We start from the raw sequence: 16169 nt of genomic DNA on the forward strand, positions 1-16169 counted from the left end.
CGTTTTTTTATAAAACTTTAAGTTTCTAATTTTTCTGTATAAACTTTTAAAAGAAGTATGTAAATTAATTTTTAGCGCTTTGGAATACTAATTTTAAAGCTAGATCCTTTATCAATTACACTAGTTATTGATATTTTTCCTTTATGATGTGTGCTTATTTTAGAAGCAATTGCTAGCCCTAAGCCAATACACTTTTTCTTATCTTCTGAATAAGTATTTACAACAAAAAACTCATTCAATACATTGGGTAAATTTTCTTCAGAAATACCTATTCCCTCATCCGTTATTATAGTTTCAATAGTATTATCCTTTTCAATTATAGTAATTTCAATTGTTGTGTTTTTGCCAGAATACCGAAAAGCATTGTTGAGTATGTTTCTAATTACCACAGAAATTTCAGCCTCATCAACAGTTAAAAAAACTGGCTTTTCAGGAAATTTTATTTTAATTATACAATTTTTTTTCTCAGCTGTATCTTTAAACTCACTTATAACATCATTTACTAAATTCGTATAATTTATTTCCTTTAAATTTAGTGTATAGTTTGAAGATTTAATTTGTGAAAGCTTCGCCACCGTGTTTAATAATTCAATAGAAAATTTTGATGAATTTTTAATAATTTCAATATGGCTTTTTAGTTTTTCTATTGAATAATCTTCAATATCTTCCAACATCATTTCAGAAAATGAAAAAATTACACCAACAGGATTCTTTAAGTTATGTATTAATTTCCCTATCGTTTTATTGTAACTTTCTTTAACTGAAATCAACTCATTAGAATAACTTTTAAGCTGTAAACTAAGATCTACTACTTTTTCTTCCAATTCATTAACATAAGTGGGCAAGTTATTTTTCTTTATCAAAATAGACTTATTTTTAGTAAAGTTAACTTATTTTACTAATTTTTCAAACTATTTTTTTCATGTTTTTACCCTCGTTTAAATTCTAAAATAAATACTTAAATAGGTTCCTGTAAAATACAAACTGTTTTTTCATTACTTTTACCTTTTAAGATTAAACTTATTTAAAATGTCAACAGCAAAAAAAGATTATAAAAGAATTACAACCAAAAGTTTGGTAGAAATGAAAAATAATGGTGAAAAAATTGCCATGTTAACTGCTTATGATTATACTATGGCTAAAATTGTAGACAAAGCAGGTATTGACATTATTTTGGTTGGTGATTCTGCATCAAATGTAATGGCTGGTCATGAAACCACACTTCCTATTACTCTGAATGAAATGATTTACCATGCAAGCTCCGTTGTTAGAGCTATTGAAAGAAGCTTAGTTGTGGTAGATTTACCATTTGGTAGTTACCAAGGTAATTCTAGAAGCGCCCTAGATTCAGCCATAAGAATAATGAAAGAATCAGGTGGACATGCTGTAAAATTAGAAGGCGGAAGTGAAATTAGAGAATCAATCTCAAGAATTTTAACCGCCGGAATTCCTGTTATGGGACATTTAGGACTTACCCCTCAATCTATTTATAAATTTGGATCTTATACCGTTAGAGCCAAAGAAGATGAAGAGGCTGAAAAATTAAAAGAAGATGCCTTATTAATTGAACAATTAGGGTGCTTTGCTTTAGTTTTAGAAAAAATACCTGCAAAATTAGCTCAAGAAATTGCAGAAAGTATTTCTATCCCAGTGATAGGAATTGGAGCTGGAAATGGTGTAGATGGCCAAGTACTTGTAACGCATGATATGTTAGGGATGACTCATGAATTTCACCCTCGTTTTTTACGCCGTTATTTAGATTTATTTTCTGAAATGACAACTGCTTTTGAAAATTATATTTCTGATGTGAAAAATAGAGATTTCCCTAATGAAAACGAACAGTATTAATGAAAGTTCTTTTAATTGACACCAATCATTCATTACTTCAAAATGGTTTAGAAAAACTAGGCTGCATTTGTGATGAGGATTATACTTCTACGAAACAACAAATTGAAGAAAAAATAAACAACTATAACGGTATTGTTATTAGAAGCCGGTTTCATATTGATAAACAATTTATAGATAAAGCAACTCATTTAAAATTTATTGCGCGTGTAGGTGCCGGACTTGAAAGTATTGATGTTATATACGCCAACAAAAAAGGAATCCATTTAATTTCTGCTCCAGAAGGAAATAGCAATGCTGTTGGTGAACATGCCTTAGGAATGATACTTTGTTTATTTAATAATATTAAAAAAGCTGATCTTGAAATTAGAAATGGAAAATGGTTACGTGAAGAAAATAGAGGTATTGAATTAGAGGGGAAAACTGTTGGTATTATCGGTTACGGAAATATGGGGAAATCCTTTGCTAAAAAATTAAAAGGGTTTGATGTTGATGTTATTTGCTACGATATAAAAGAAGGAGTAGGTGATGAAAATTGCAAACAAGTCTCGTTAAAACAATTACAAGAAAAAACAGACATTTTAAGTTTACATACCCCTTTAAATAAACTATCACACCATATGGTAAATGATCTGTTTATTAGCAACTTTAAAAAATCTTTTTATTTAATAAATACCGCACGAGGTTCTGCTGTTGTTACCAATGATTTGGTTGAAAATCTCATTAACAAAAAAATATTGGGTGCTTGTTTAGATGTATTAGAATATGAAAAACTATCTTTTGAAAATTTGTTTGAAAATGAAAATTTACCCGAAGCCTTCTCGTATTTAATTCATGCAAATAATGTACTACTATCACCTCATATTGCAGGTTGGACCGTTGAATCCAAAATTAAATTAGCGCAAACAATTGTTGATAAAATTAAAAGAATATTTTTTTAAAATAAACGCTGTTAAAACTAAAAATTGACTCATAGAAACTTCTATAGACTCCTTTTTTTATCGTTATTATTTTGTATTTTTATAATACTAAAAAACACACAATGGATGTATTGGACGAAAATGGAAATATAATTCCAAAAAATAATGAAGAAAGTAAAAGGGTAATTGCTGGAATTTTAGCCATAGTTTTAGGGCCGTTTGGTGTACATAAATTTATTCTTGGCTATACTACACAAGGTATTATTCTATTAGCTGTCACAATTTTAACTTGTGGTATTGGAGCTGCAGTTACAAGTATTATAGGATTAATTGAAGGCGTTATTTACCTCACTAAATCTGATGAAGAGTTTATTCAAATGTATCAAACCAATAAAAAAGAATGGTTTTAAAAAATTAAATAGAAGATGGCTTTTCTATAATTTTGTCTTCTTTTTTCTCACTTTCAAGTCTGCTTTCTAATTCTGCTTGAAACTCTTCCATAACTGGTTTTACAGTGCTCTCTGGTATATCTGCAACTCTTATATACATTAAACCATCAACTGAGTTATTAAATTTTGGATCAACATTAAAAGCAACTAAGCGTGCATTTTGTTTAACATATTTTTTAATAAGAACAGGCATTCTTAAAGCTCCAGGTTCAATTTCATCAATCACTTTATCAAATTTATTCATATCAGCCTTTGTAGCATCAAAAACAAAATCTTTATCAGCATCATTTAGTTTTACTTTGTATTCTTTTTTAGGATGAATATACTGTGCTATATACGGATCGTAATAATGTGATTTCATAAACTCAATCATCAACGATTTTGAGAAATTTGAAAACTGATTGCTAATACTTACACCTCCTATTAAGTATTTATACTCTGGGTATCGCAATGTAATATGAACTATTCCTTTCCAAAGTAAAAACAGAGGCATAGGCTTTTGCTGATATTCTTTAATAATAAAAGCCCTGCCCATTTCTATAGAATTTTCCATCATTGAAAACAGCTCGGGTTCAAATTTAAATAACGTTTGCACATAAAAACCTTCAATACCATACTTTTTAAATATGTCTTTACCTAATCCCATACGGTAAGCTCCAACAACGCATTCAGCTTCGCTATCCCACAAAAATAAGTGGTGATAATAGCCATCAAAAACATCTAAATCTATGGATTCATTTGTTCCTTCTCCAACTTCCCTAAACGTAATTTCGCGTAAACGCCCAATCTCAAACATAATATTTGGGATTTTTTTACTTGGAGCAAAAAACACTTCATAATTCTTACTTTTAAGCAATCGGCCGTTATTTTTTCTCAAAGCTTCTACTTCAAGAATCATTTTATCTATATTTCTTTGACTTACAATTTCTTTCGGAGATTTTGGTAATTTTAAAGATGAGGCATTTAGCTTTATTGTCTCTTTTTCAAAAGGATTCGCTAACATATAGGTTTTCTTTCTAAGAAAATCACAAAAATCCTGCGAGTTTTTATACTCTTCTTGATCTTTTATTGATATTTGTTTCCCTATTCTAACTTTAATAACTCGTCCTTTTTGTGATAATAATTCTGAGGGTAATTTTGCTGTTCTCAAATTTCCATTTAATTTTGATAGGAAATAAAACAATGGGCTATTCTTTGCGTGAAAATAAATTGGAATTACAGGAACTTTTGCTTTCTGAATTAATTTTATGGCACTTTCTTCCCATGGCCTATCAACAATTACTCTACCATCTTTATAAGTAGAAACTTCACCTGCAGGAAAAACGCCTAAAGAATTTCCCTCTTGTAAATGTAACAATGCATTTTTTATTCCTGAAATACTCGAGTGACTATCTTTTCTATTTTCAAAAGGATTAACAGGCATAATAAAAGGCTTCATTGGCTCAATTCTATGCAATAAAAAATTAGCTATAATTTTATAATCTGGTCGTTCTTCAATCAATAGTTTTAATAATAGAATACCATCTATTCCACCAAGTGGATGATTAGAAACTGTTATAAAAGCTCCTTTTTTGGGAATTCGTTTTAAATCTTCTTCGGGTATTTCAAACTTAATTTGTAAATCATCTAATAATGCCGTGAAAAAGGCAATATCTTTTAAATGTTTATGCTTGTTATAAATTCTATTAATTCTTGAAATTCTGAGCACTTTTAACAAAACCCACCCAAAAAATGTACCAATAAATCCATATTTATCAAGGTGAATTACTTTCGCAATTTCTTTAGCTGTTACTAAACTCATTCATTTAAAATTATTGGTAAATACAAAAATACTTAAAATTATTGTATCACAACTTGTACCGTTCCTTTTGTTGCTTGTTTTAACAATACTTTACCTTTTTGTTCTATTTTATTAACTGCTTCATTAGAGGCATGCCTTATCGTATATAATGAAACATTCTCAGTATAGTGTATCTTATATTTTGACTCTAATACTACTAAAAGATTTCTAAAATTATTGAATTTATCTTCAATACAAACTGAAAAACTTAACGCTGAATTTTGAATTAAATTTACTTTGAGTTTATTATTGTGTAAAATTTTAAAAATATCACTTAAATTATATTCAACCATAAATGAAAAATCTAATGCTGAAATTGAAATTAATATTTGGTGTTCTTTTAAAATAAAACAAGGAATCTCAGGAAATAGAGAAGGCCCTTTTTTTACTGTTGTCCCCTTTTTTTCTAAATTATAAAAAGACCTCACATACAATGGGATATTTTTATTTTCAAGAGGTTTTAATGTTTTTGGATGTATAACCGATGCTCCATAAAAAGCCATTTCAATAGCTTCTGAATATGAAATTTGCTGTAATAACTGTGTGTTTTCAAAAGAACTTGGATTGGCATTAAAAACACCTTCAACATCTTTCCAAATTGTAATGCTTTTTGCACTTAAACAATAGGCAAAAATTGCCGCTGAATAATCTGATCCTTCACGCCCTAATGTAGTAGTTACATTATTTTTTGAGCTACAACCACTAATAAACCCCTGAGTAATACACAATTGATTTTTGTCTAAATTTAAAATATTTGCAGTAGTTTGCTCCCAATTTACATGGGCATCTCTATAATTTGAATCTGTTTTAATATACGCTCTTACATCAATCCAATAATTTTCAATGTTATTTTTATTTAAATAAGCACCTATAATTTTAGTTGAAAGCAATTCTCCAAACCCAACTATTTGATCATAAATAAAATTGTAATCTTTTGACTTATTCGTTATCAAAAAACCTATCATTTCACCAAATAATTTTTCAACTTCTATAAAAATAGCATTGTTTTTAGTGAAAGATAATTCATCTACTATTTTTAGGTGAAAAGCTCTTACAAACTCAATTTTTTGGTCTAAGTCATTTGTTTTGTTATAATAAGCTGTTACTATATTTTCAAAAGCGTTGGTCATTTTTCCCATTGCCGAAACAATGATTAGTGTTTTTTGAAATCCTTCATGTTTTAGAACCCTAAGCACATTTCTTACACCTTCAGCATCTTTAACCGATGCACCTCCAAACTTAAAAATTTTCATTATATCACCGTTGTTTCCAAATATTTTTTTATTGCTTTATCATCTATTTGCACAGTATTCCAATCATCTAAAATTATAGCTCCTGTTTTTTTATAAAATTCTATTGCTGGTGTATTCCAATCTAAAACCACCCATTCAATTCGTTTTACACCCTTTTTATAACCAAATTCAAGAACCTTCGTGTATAAAGCCCTGCCAATATTTAATCCTCTTTTGTTTTTTTTAACAATTAAATCTTCCAAATGAATTGTTGGTCCTTTCCAAGTTGAATATCTTGGATAAAATAATGCCATTCCAACAATTTCATCATCTAATTCTGCTATAAAAGTTTTAAATAGTGGGAAATTTTCAAATCCATGTTGTTCTAAATCAGCTACTGTAACTTCAACGGCATTAGGTTCGTTTTCAAAGTGGGCTAATTCTTGTATTAATTCCAATACAGCAGGCATATCTGTAATTTTTCCTTTTCTTATTTTAAAATCCATTTTAAGTGCTACTCCTTTAGTTTTAGCTAAAATAAAAAATCTTTATTCAAACTATCTGAAAAACAAATGTCTTTTTAAAAATAATTTTCTCGATATTTGCGCAAACAAACAACTAAATACAATTATGAAAAAAAACAACCTTACTTTAGGAGAGTTTATAATTGAAAATCAAAAACATTACAAATCAACTTCAGGTGAATTTTCTCGTTTAATAAGTTCTATTAAATTGGCTGCAAAAATTGTTAATTATAAAGTTAACAAGGCAGGGTTGGTTGATATTTTAGGTGATGCAGGAGATACAAATATACAAGGAGAAGATCAACAAAAACTTGATGTATATGCAAATGATGTATTTATGCAAACCCTTATTAATAGGGAAATTGTTTGTGGTATTGCAAGTGAAGAAGAAGATGATTATGTAACTATTAAAGGAAAACACGAAACAAACGAAAATAAATATGTTGTATTGATGGATCCTTTGGATGGCTCATCAAACATAGATGTAAACGTTTCTGTTGGTACCATTTTTTCAATATATAAAAGGGTAACTCCAACGGGCACGCCTGTAGATAAAATAGATTTTTTACAGCGTGGAAACCAACAAGTTGCAGCAGGATATGTTGTTTATGGGACTTCAACAATGTTAGTATTAACTTCTGGCAGTGGTGTTAATGGTTTTACTTTAAATCCGGCAATTGGTTCTTTCTATTTATCGCATCCAAATATGAAATTTCCTGAAAACGGAACTATCTACTCTATAAACGAAGGAAATTATGTACATTTTCCGCAGGGCGTAAAAGATTATTTAAAATATTGTCAAGAAGAAAAAGAAAATAGACCTTATACTTCTCGGTATATTGGTTCTTTAGTATCTGATTTTCATCGGAATATGATTAAAGGAGGTATTTATATTTATCCAACAAGTACCAAAAACCCAAAAGGAAAATTAAGATTGTTGTATGAATGTAACCCTATGGCTTTTTTAGCAGAACAAGCTAATGGGAAAGCTAGCGATGGTTATGTTCGAATTTTAGATATTAAACCAACCGAGCTACATCAACGTGTGCCCTTTTTCTGTGGAAGTAAATCTATGGTTAAAAAACTCGAAGAATTTATGGCAAAATACCCTAAAGACGCAAATTATTAATCTCAAAAATTTAAGATTTCTCATAACAATAACCAATAACACTATAAAAACATTCGATTTTATAGAATGAATATCGTTTATTACCTTTGAGTACTTTTTAATTATTAACTAATAAATTACAATTATGGCTTTTGATTTACCAAAATTATCGTACGCTTATGATGCACTTGAACCTTATATTGATGCAAGAACAATGGAGATACACCTTACAAAGCATCATTATGGATATACTAACAATTTAAATAATGCAATTGCCGGTACCAATTTAGAAGGAAAATCTATCAATGATATTTTAACTAAATTAGATATGAATAATACAGCTGTTAGAAATAATGGTGGTGGTTATTACAATCACAATTTATTTTGGGAAGTGATGAATCCTGAAGGAAAAGGTTACCTCTCTGGTGAATTAAAAGATGCAATTGTAGCAGAATTTGGATCTGTTGAAGATTTTAAAGATACTTTTGCTAAAGCTGCAGCTACTAGATTTGGTTCTGGATGGGCTTGGTTATGCGTTCATAAAGGTGGTAAAGTTGAAATTTGTTCAACTCCAAACCAAGACAATCCTTTAATGCCAGGTGTTTCTTGTAAAGGAACTCCAATTTTAGCATTAGATGTTTGGGAACACGCTTATTACTTAAAATATCAAAACAGAAGACCAGATTATATCAATGCATTTTTTAATGTAATTAACTGGAATTATGTTGAAAAACTATATGCAGAAAACAAATAAACCGTTTTATTACTATTACTAAATTAATCAACTAAAAACCCACTATATTGTGGGTTTTTTAATTATTGTAATTTCAAATGGTATTATTTATTTGAAAAATATTTCACAACTCATAATCCTTAACCTTAAGTTTTAAGTACTTTAGTACCCCTAAATTTATCCTTCATTAGTTATGATAACATCACACTTAGGTGAATTATTTGCTTTATTAACTGCTTTTTTTTGGACTACTACCAGTTTATCTTTTCAACAAGCAACTAGAAGATCTGGTGTTTTATCTGTTAATGTTTTACGCTTAATTATTGCTTTTGTTATTTATGCTTTAATTTCGTACTTCTCAAGAGGTATGTTTTTACCTTTTGATGCTTCTGTACACCAATGGATTTGGATGTCATTATCTGGAATTGTAGGATTTGTTTTTGGGGATTATTTTTTACTTAAATCATACGAGTTTATCAGTGCTAGAATTTCTATGCTACTCATGTCTTTAAGTGCTCCTATTGCTGCTCTTATAAGTTGGATTTTCTTAGGAGAATCAATGAGTTTTATCTCATTGATTGCTATGTTTATAACTATTTTTGGAATTACAGTGGTAATTACCGAAAAAAAGAAACTAGACGAGGAAAAATTAGGATCCAAAAACAAGAAATTTCAATTTTCATTTTCTCCAAAAGGAATGTTATTTGCTTTTTTAGGTTCATTAGGACAAGCTTTAGGATTGGTATTAAGTAAATATGGAATGCAAGATTATAACGTTTTTGCCGCTACCCAAATTAGAATAATTGCCAGTAGTATTGGGTTTGTAATTTTAATTTCATTGATAAAACGATGGCCAAAAGTTAAACAAACCGTTAAAGATTCTATTTCAATAAAATTTATACTAGTTGGCTCTATATTTGGTCCTTTTTTAGGGGTTTATACTTCATTGTTATCTGTAAAATATACAAGTGTAGGAATTGCCTCTACAATTATGGCTATTATTCCTGTGCTAATTATTCCTCCAGCAATTCTAATTTATAAAGAAAAAGTGACTCTAAAGGAAGTTATTGGAGCTTTTATAGCATTAACTGGTATTGGCTTATTTTTTATTCAATAAAATTAATATGCTCTTTTATTACTTCCTTCATAAAAATTAATAAAAGCATCATTTACAACACGATTCCCTCCCGGTGTTGGGTAATCTCCGGTAAAATACCAATCACCTAAATGGTTAGGAATTGCTTTATGTAAATTTTCAACCGATTGGTAAACAATTTCCACATCAGCATTAATAGTTGGTGTTTTTAACATTTCAGCAATTTTATCTGAAATTTGCTCATTGGTAAATGGTTCATATATTTTAACAACGGCGTTGGTTATTTCAAAATCTTCTAATAATTGCTGTTGCTTACAATCTTTATAAACTTGTTCCACAATATCATTTTGTTGTGTTTCTTGAAGTAAAGCTAATGCAGCTCTAAACGCTATAAAATCACCCAATTTAGCCATATCAATTCCGTAACAATCGGGATAACGAATTTGAGGTGCCGATGAGACTATCACAATTTTTTTAGGATTTAATCTATCTAAAATTTTAATAATACTTTGCTTCAACGTGGTTCCTCTAACAATGCTATCATCAATAATTACCAAATTGTCAGTTGGTTTTACAATACCATAAGTAACATCATAAATATGAGCAACCAAATCATCTCTACTGTTATCATCAGCAATAAAAGTACGTAATTTAGCATCTTTTATGGCTAATTTTTCAATACGTGGCCTCTCGGCCAAAATTTCTTTTACCTTTTCAACAGATAAACTTCGTTGACCTTTTAAAATAATTTTAGCTTTCTGTAAATTTAAAAAGTCTTCAGCTGCTTCTCGCATTCCAAAAAAAGAAGTTTCTGCAGTGTTAGGAATAAATGAAAATACCGTATTTTTAATATCCTCATTTATTTTTTTTAATACTTGAGGAAATACTAATTTGCCTAAATTTTTTCGTTCAGTATAAATATCAGCATCACTTCCCCTTGAAAAATAAATACGCTCAAAAGAACAAGATTTTTTAGGTAATTGTTCTTTAATTTTATCCATAGAAACACTTCCATTTCTCTTAATAATTAAAGCATGGCCTCTGTCTATTTCTTTAATATCTTTTATAGCAACATTAAAAACAGTCTGAATTACTGGTCTTTCTGAAGCAACCACAACAACTTCATCATCAACATAATAAAATGCCGGTCTAATCCCCGCCGGATCACGTAATACAAAAGCATCTCCATGTCCTAATAAACCTGCCATTGCATAACCACCATCCCAATTTTTAGCAGATTTTTTTAGTATTTTTTTAATGTTAATTCGCTTTTCAATTAAAGGAGAGGCCTCTTTTTTATTTATACCCTCTTCTTTAATTTTTTTGTACAAACTAGCAACTTCGTCATCAATAAAATGACCTATTTTTTCCATAACAGTAACAGTATCTGTCATTTCTTTTGGATGTTGACCTATTTCAATTAAATCATTGAATAATCTTGGAGAATTTGTCATATTAAAATTCCCTGCTACAATTAAGCTTTTATGCATCCAGTTACTTTGACGTAAAAACGGGTGTACGCTTTCAATACTATTTTTACCAAAAGTACCATAGCGCACATGACCTAAAAATAAATTACCTATGTAAGGGGCATTATTATTTTGCCATTCAACATCATCAATTTTAGTTGGGAAATCTTCATTTAATTTATTTAAACGGCCATTAATTTGCGCAAAAATATCTTGAATTGGTTGATCTTCATTTGAGCGAATACGACTAATATATCTTGTTCCTGGAGTAACATCAAATTTTATACTTGCCAAACCTGCACCATCCTGACCGCGATTATGCTGTTTTTCCATAAGTAAGTACATTTTGTTTAACCCATAAAAAGCCGTTCCATATTTATCTTTATAATATTGCAAGGGTTTTAATAACCGAACCATTGCAATTCCACATTCATGTTTAATAGCTTCGCTCATAATTTCAATGTTAAAGTAAAATTAAATAAAAAATTCCGCACGCTGGCGGAATTTATTTCTAACTTAATTCAATTTCAAATTGTGTAAGTTGTTTAAATTGTAATAATCTTTTTTGTATTTCATCATGTGTGATGTTCTCCATTCTTTCAGTTCCAAATTTTTCAACGCAAAACGATGCCAAATTAGAGCCTGATATTACAGCTCTTTTCATATTCTCAAATGAAATATCTCCAGATTTTGCAATATGCCCAATAAAACCTCCGGCAAATGTATCTCCAGCTCCTGTTGGGTCGAAAACTTCTTCTAATGGTAATGCAGGAGCAAAAAATACATCTCCATTATTAAATAGTAAAGCCCCGTGTTCTCCTTTTTTTATTACTACATATTTAGGGCCCATTTTATGAATTTTTTGTGCAGCTTTAACCAATGAATATTCTCCTGATAATTGGCGAGCTTCTTCATCATTTATGGTAATTACATCAATTTTGGCAATAACTTCCATCAATTCATTTAACGTATTATCCATCCAAAAATTCATAGTATCCAGTACAACTAATTTTGGTCGAATAGGAATTTGTTTAATCACTGCCATTTGTACAGAAGGGTGTAAATTTCCTAACATCAAAAATTCAGTATCTTTAAAATTTTCAGGAACTATTGGATTAAAATTTGCCAATACGTTTAAATCTGTAATTAAAGTATCACGTGTGTTTAAATCGTTATGATACTTCCCTTTCCAAAAAAATGTTTTCCCATCTTCAATAACCTCAATACCATCTGTATTGATATTTTTAGCATTTAATTTTTCTAAATATTCCTTCGGAAAATCTCCTCCTACAACAGAAACAATTCCTGAATTTACACCAAATTGTGAAGCTGAAAGCGAAATATACGTTGCTGCTCCACCTAAAATTTTATCAGTTTGTCCAAACGGAGTTTCAATAGCATCAAAAGCAACCGTACCTACAATTAATAGTTTACTCATAATTTAATTTATATCAAATCTTGTTTAATTTGTTATTATATTTTTTTTAAACAACAGATGTGATTATTTTTGCAAAAATAAGTTTAAAAAATGACTATCAAAGAAATACAAGAAGAAATTATAGATGAGTTTTCTATGTTTGAAGACTGGATGGAGCGTTACGAATATATAATTGATTTAGGAAAATCACTTCCTCTTATTGACGAAGCCAATAAATTAGATGAAAATTTAATTAATGGATGCCAATCTAAAGTGTGGCTACGCTCAGAAATTAAAGGAGATAAAATTAATTTTACTGCAGATAGCGATGCTATTTTAACCAAAGGAATTGTTGCTATTCTTCTGCGTGTTTTTAACAACCAAAAACCTGCTGATATCTTAGCTGCAGATTTATTTTTTATAGATGAAATTGGGTTAAAAGAGCATCTCTCTCCAACTCGTGCAAACGGGTTAGTTTCTATGATTAAGCAAATTAAATTATATGCCTTGGCACATCAATCTAAATTAAGTTAATTAGTGTATATTTGTACTTATTTAGAATGAATATAAAGAAAGATTTTTAAAATGAATAGTGAACGTGTTCAAGATTTAGGCGAAGATATAGTTGAAATGCTTAAAACCATTTATGATCCCGAAATACCTGTTGACATATTTGAATTGGGTTTAATTTACGACGTTTTTGTTAGTGAAAATAATGATGTTAAAATTTTAATGACTTTAACCTCTCCCAATTGCCCTGTAGCTGAAACTTTACCTGTTGAAATTGAAGAAAAAGTAAGATCAATAGATAAGGTTAAAGATGTTGAGGTTGAAATTACTTTTGACCCAATGTGGACACAAGATATGATGAGCGAAGAGGCTAAACTAGAACTTGGTTTTCTTTAAAATGTCAACAAAAATTATAAATAAAGTTGCAAATAGTCAATTAAAAACAATTGATCTTGAAGAGTTTTACCCTCAAGGGACAAGAACAATTGTTGATATAAAAGACTGGCTTTTTCAAGAACTAATTTTAAAAGAAACCGATTTTCGTGAGCATGTAAAAAAGCACAATTGGAATCAATACAAAAATCATTATGTTGCACTTATTTGCTCCTCTGATGCCATTATTCCATCATGGGCGTATATGTTAATCTCAACATACATTTCTCCATTTGCAAAAAAAATTATTGTAGGAACTTTACGCGAATTAGAAACTTCTATTTTTCAAGATATTATTTCTAATTTTAATGTTGAGGATTATGCAAATAAACCCGTTATTATTAAGGGTTGTGCAAACAAACCTATTCCTGAAACAGCTTATATTCAACTTGTTGAAAAACTACAACCTGTTGTAAAATCAATTATGTTTGGTGAAGCGTGTTCAACGGTTCCTCTTTTTAAAAAGAAAAAATAAATTTTATTTTAGAGATAATAAATATATTTTTGCCACCAATTATTAAAAATAACTTAAAAATGAATAATTGTAAGGGAACGAAAATCTTATTATTACTATTTATACTAAACACTACCTTAAGTTTTACTCAAGAAAAAAAAGAAAAATCAAAAGAAGGCTGGTCTAAAAAAGGGAATATTTCATTTTTATTCAACCAATCTGCTTTTTCTGATTGGGTTGCCGGAGGTCAAAATAATATTGCTGGTAATATTGGTATTAATTACGAATTTAATTATGTAAAAGGAAATACTACTTGGAATAATAAAATAATAGCATCTTACGGGTTAACAAAAAGTAAAAATACCGACTTTGAAAAGAAAACTGATGATCGCTTTGAATTTAATTCTGTAGTTGGTATAAAAGCACAAAATTATTGGTATTATTCTGTTTTTGTAAATTTTAAAACCCAATTTACTAAAGGATATGTTTATGGGAAAGATATAAATAACACCGAAGTTAGAACTGAATACACCAATGTAATGTCTCCAGGTTATCTATCTTTTGGCCCTGGTATGCTTTGGGAAAAGAATAGTAATTTAAAATTTAATATAACTCCTGCTACTGGTAAATTAGTTTTTGTAAATAAAGACTTCACGCTACCAAATGGTGCATATTTTGGTGTTGAAGAAGGAGAAAGTACTCGTTTTGAATTTGGTTTGAACGCATCGGGTTATACAAAACTTAATATTATGGAAAACGTTTCTATAGAAAATATTTTAAATTTATATGCCAATTATTTAGAAAATGTACAAAATGTTGATATTGATTACACCATGAATATTGTTATGAAAATTAACAAGTATTTATCAACCACTTTTATTTTCCAAACTATTTATGATGATAATGCATTTAAGGGGTTTCAAATTAGAGAGGTGTTTGGGTTGGGTATTAACTACAATTTTTAATTTTCAAGTATCCTTTAAATTAAATTTTTTTACTTAAGTGAAATTTATTTCTTATTTTGGTTGTTAAACAATTTTTGTAATGACATTACTTTTAGTATACGCTTCACTTTCTATTTTTTTTTCATTTTTATGCTCCATACTTGAAGCTGTTTTATTAAGTGTAACGCCAACATTTATTACTATAAAAAAGCAGGAAGGGAAAAAATTTGCTGAAACTCTTGAACACTTAAAAAATGATGTTGACAAGCCTTTAATTGCTATATTAACAGTAAATACAATTGCACATACTGTAGGAGCTATTATGGTAGGTGTTCAAGCTGAAACACTGGACTATAAAGTATCTATACTTGGTATAAATATTGTAGGAATTGTTTCTACTATAATGACCATACTAATTTTAGTAGCCTCAGAAATAATCCCTAAAACAATTGGAGCTACCTATTGGCAGCAATTAGCCAACATTACTTCCAAAGCATTGGTTTTATTAATATTTCCTTTAAAATGGACAGGTATTTTATGGATTTTACAATTAACTACTAAATTAATTAACGGAAAAAAAATTCATGGATCTGTTTTAAGTAGAGCTGATTTTAAAGCAATGACTGATATTGCTCAAGAGCAAGGTGTTTTTGAAGAGAGTGAAAGTGCTATTATTAAAAATTTACTCATATTTAAAGAGGTTCAAGTAAAAGATATTATGACTCCTAGAACTGTAATGATAACAGCTTCAGAAGATCAAACAATTAAATCTTTTTATAACAATCATCCTAAACTTCAATTTTCAAGAATTCCTATTTTTAAAACAAACCCTGATAATATTACTGGTTTTATTCTAAAAGGAGAAGTTTTAGAAGAAATTATTAAAGGAAATAGTGCCAAAAAATTAGAAAACTTAAAACGTGAAATTTTAATAACTAATAGAAATTTACCTATCCCTGATTTGTTTGAAAAATTTATTGAGAAACGGGAACATATAGCCTTGGTAGTTGATGAATACGGTACTACAAGTGGCTTGGTAACTATGGAAGATGTGATTGAGACATTACTTGGGCTAGAAATTATGGACGAAAGTGATAATATAGCAGATTTACAACATTTAGCTCGTGAAAACTGGAAAATAAGAGCAACCAAACTTGGAATTATTGAAGAAAAAAAACTGAAAAAAAAATAGATAG

17 protein-coding genes are annotated in these 16169 nt (G+C 29.2%); 11 read left to right on the top strand and 6 right to left on the bottom strand.

Going from position 1 to position 16169, the window contains the following annotated elements:
• Window positions 1–71: 71 nt before the first annotated feature.
• Entirely contained in the window at window positions 72–863 is a 792-nt protein-coding gene (locus Lupro_RS07745) for a sensor histidine kinase (RefSeq protein ID WP_144439119.1), read from the bottom strand.
• A 166-nt stretch (window positions 864–1029) separates the two neighbouring features.
• On the opposite strand from Lupro_RS07745, the gene panB reads away from it, so the two are divergent.
• From panB to Lupro_RS07760, 3 genes are all read left to right on the top strand, one after another.
• Complete coding sequence (gene panB, locus Lupro_RS07750) at window positions 1030–1848, top strand: 3-methyl-2-oxobutanoate hydroxymethyltransferase (RefSeq protein WP_068208281.1); 819 nt, start codon at window positions 1030–1032, stop codon at window positions 1846–1848.
• Window positions 1848–2786 carry a 2-hydroxyacid dehydrogenase gene (locus Lupro_RS07755; RefSeq protein ID WP_068208283.1) on the top strand — a complete coding sequence of 313 codons (939 nt, stop codon included), beginning with the start codon at window positions 1848–1850 and terminating at the stop codon, window positions 2784–2786. The genes panB and Lupro_RS07755 overlap by 1 nt, the downstream gene beginning before the upstream one ends.
• Before the next feature lie 101 nt (window positions 2787–2887).
• Window positions 2888–3175 carry a TM2 domain-containing protein gene (locus Lupro_RS07760; protein WP_068208286.1) on the top strand — a complete coding sequence of 96 codons (288 nt, stop codon included), beginning with the start codon at window positions 2888–2890 and terminating at the stop codon, window positions 3173–3175.
• 4 nt (window positions 3176–3179) lie between these two features.
• On the opposite strand, the gene Lupro_RS07765 is transcribed toward Lupro_RS07760, so the two are convergent.
• From Lupro_RS07765 to Lupro_RS07775, 3 genes are read right to left on the bottom strand one after another with little or no spacing between them, the layout of a single operon-like run.
• The gene (locus Lupro_RS07765; protein ID WP_068208288.1) at window positions 3180–5015 is read right to left on the bottom strand and encodes a GNAT family N-acyltransferase; all 1836 of its coding nucleotides are present in this window, start codon (window positions 5013–5015) and stop codon (window positions 3180–3182) included.
• Window positions 5016–5053: 38 nt separating this feature from the next.
• Complete coding sequence (locus Lupro_RS07770) at window positions 5054–6307, bottom strand: aspartate kinase (RefSeq protein WP_068208291.1); 1254 nt, start codon at window positions 6305–6307, stop codon at window positions 5054–5056.
• Window positions 6307–6792 (bottom strand): GNAT family N-acetyltransferase, encoded by a 486-nt coding sequence (locus tag Lupro_RS07775; protein ID WP_068208295.1) that lies wholly within the window; start codon window positions 6790–6792, stop codon window positions 6307–6309. Before Lupro_RS07775 ends, Lupro_RS07770 begins: the two co-directional genes overlap by 1 nt.
• A 124-nt stretch (window positions 6793–6916) precedes the next feature.
• Between Lupro_RS07775 and fbp the strand changes: the two genes are divergently transcribed.
• The 3 genes from fbp (at window position 6917) to Lupro_RS07790 (ending at window position 9768) form a co-directional block, all read left to right on the top strand.
• The gene (gene fbp / locus Lupro_RS07780; RefSeq protein WP_068208298.1) at window positions 6917–7939 is read left to right on the top strand and encodes a class 1 fructose-bisphosphatase; all 1023 of its coding nucleotides are present in this window, start codon (window positions 6917–6919) and stop codon (window positions 7937–7939) included.
• A gap of 124 nt (window positions 7940–8063) precedes the next feature.
• Window positions 8064–8672, top strand: a complete 609-nt coding sequence (locus Lupro_RS07785; protein ID WP_068208301.1) for a superoxide dismutase — start codon at window positions 8064–8066, stop codon at window positions 8670–8672.
• Between the two features lie 172 nt (window positions 8673–8844).
• Entirely contained in the window at window positions 8845–9768 is a 924-nt protein-coding gene (locus Lupro_RS07790; protein ID WP_068208304.1) for a DMT family transporter, read from the top strand.
• A gap of 2 nt (window positions 9769–9770) precedes the next feature.
• Here Lupro_RS07790 and Lupro_RS07795 read toward each other — a convergent pair whose 3' ends face one another.
• A complete protein-coding gene (locus tag Lupro_RS07795) occupies window positions 9771–11669 on the bottom strand; it encodes an amidophosphoribosyltransferase (RefSeq protein WP_068208306.1) in 1899 nt (632 codons plus the stop codon).
• Window positions 11670–11727: 58 nt separating this feature from the next.
• Window positions 11728–12654 carry a PfkB family carbohydrate kinase gene (locus tag Lupro_RS07800; protein WP_068208309.1) on the bottom strand — a complete coding sequence of 309 codons (927 nt, stop codon included), beginning with the start codon at window positions 12652–12654 and terminating at the stop codon, window positions 11728–11730.
• 90 nt (window positions 12655–12744) lie between these two features.
• Here Lupro_RS07800 and Lupro_RS07805 point away from each other — a divergent pair, with 90 nt between their 5' ends.
• From Lupro_RS07805 to Lupro_RS07825, 5 genes are all read left to right on the top strand, one after another.
• A complete protein-coding gene (locus tag Lupro_RS07805) occupies window positions 12745–13167 on the top strand; it encodes a SufE family protein (protein WP_068208313.1) in 423 nt (140 codons plus the stop codon).
• Between the two features lie 51 nt (window positions 13168–13218).
• Complete coding sequence (locus Lupro_RS07810) at window positions 13219–13539, top strand: DUF59 domain-containing protein (protein ID WP_068208317.1); 321 nt, start codon at window positions 13219–13221, stop codon at window positions 13537–13539.
• Between the two features lies 1 nt (window position 13540).
• Entirely contained in the window at window positions 13541–14050 is a 510-nt protein-coding gene (locus Lupro_RS07815; protein ID WP_068208318.1) for a DUF2480 family protein, read from the top strand.
• A 59-nt stretch (window positions 14051–14109) separates the two neighbouring features.
• The gene (locus Lupro_RS07820; protein WP_068208321.1) at window positions 14110–14994 is read left to right on the top strand and encodes a DUF3078 domain-containing protein; all 885 of its coding nucleotides are present in this window, start codon (window positions 14110–14112) and stop codon (window positions 14992–14994) included.
• 79 nt (window positions 14995–15073) lie between these two features.
• Complete coding sequence (locus Lupro_RS07825) at window positions 15074–16165, top strand: CNNM domain-containing protein (protein ID WP_068208324.1); 1092 nt, start codon at window positions 15074–15076, stop codon at window positions 16163–16165.
• The last annotated feature ends 4 nt before the right edge of the window (window positions 16166–16169 follow it).

Source organism: Lutibacter profundi (genome assembly GCF_001543325.1).
In the GTDB taxonomy this organism is placed as follows: domain Bacteria; phylum Bacteroidota; class Bacteroidia; order Flavobacteriales; family Flavobacteriaceae; genus Lutibacter; species Lutibacter profundi.

Bases quoted from the DNA above. Each gene is read 5' to 3' on its own strand.
- fbp (WP_068208298.1), top strand. From the start codon at position 6,917: ATGAAAAAAAACAACCTTACTTTAGGAGAGTTTATAATTGAAAATCAA.
- Lupro_RS07810 (WP_068208317.1), top strand. From the start codon at position 13,219: ATGAATAGTGAACGTGTTCAAGATTTAGGCGAAGATATAGTTGAAATG.
- Lupro_RS07820 (WP_068208321.1), top strand. From the start codon at position 14,110: ATGAATAATTGTAAGGGAACGAAAATCTTATTATTACTATTTATACTA.
- Lupro_RS07815 (WP_068208318.1), top strand. From the start codon at position 13,541: ATGTCAACAAAAATTATAAATAAAGTTGCAAATAGTCAATTAAAAACA.
- Lupro_RS07770 (WP_068208291.1), bottom strand. From the start codon at position 6,307: ATGAAAATTTTTAAGTTTGGAGGTGCATCGGTTAAAGATGCTGAAGGT.
- Lupro_RS07805 (WP_068208313.1), top strand. From the start codon at position 12,745: ATGACTATCAAAGAAATACAAGAAGAAATTATAGATGAGTTTTCTATG.
- Lupro_RS07785 (WP_068208301.1), top strand. From the start codon at position 8,064: ATGGCTTTTGATTTACCAAAATTATCGTACGCTTATGATGCACTTGAA.
- Lupro_RS07795 (WP_068208306.1), bottom strand. From the start codon at position 11,669: ATGAGCGAAGCTATTAAACATGAATGTGGAATTGCAATGGTTCGGTTA.
- Lupro_RS07825 (WP_068208324.1), top strand. From the start codon at position 15,074: ATGACATTACTTTTAGTATACGCTTCACTTTCTATTTTTTTTTCATTT.
- panB (WP_068208281.1), top strand. From the start codon at position 1,030: ATGTCAACAGCAAAAAAAGATTATAAAAGAATTACAACCAAAAGTTTG.
- Lupro_RS07760 (WP_068208286.1), top strand. From the start codon at position 2,888: ATGGATGTATTGGACGAAAATGGAAATATAATTCCAAAAAATAATGAA.
- Lupro_RS07800 (WP_068208309.1), bottom strand. From the start codon at position 12,654: ATGAGTAAACTATTAATTGTAGGTACGGTTGCTTTTGATGCTATTGAA.
- Lupro_RS07755 (WP_068208283.1), top strand. From the start codon at position 1,848: ATGAAAGTTCTTTTAATTGACACCAATCATTCATTACTTCAAAATGGT.
- Lupro_RS07775 (WP_068208295.1), bottom strand. From the start codon at position 6,792: ATGGATTTTAAAATAAGAAAAGGAAAAATTACAGATATGCCTGCTGTA.
- Lupro_RS07765 (WP_068208288.1), bottom strand. From the start codon at position 5,015: ATGAGTTTAGTAACAGCTAAAGAAATTGCGAAAGTAATTCACCTTGAT.
- Lupro_RS07790 (WP_068208304.1), top strand. From the start codon at position 8,845: ATGATAACATCACACTTAGGTGAATTATTTGCTTTATTAACTGCTTTT.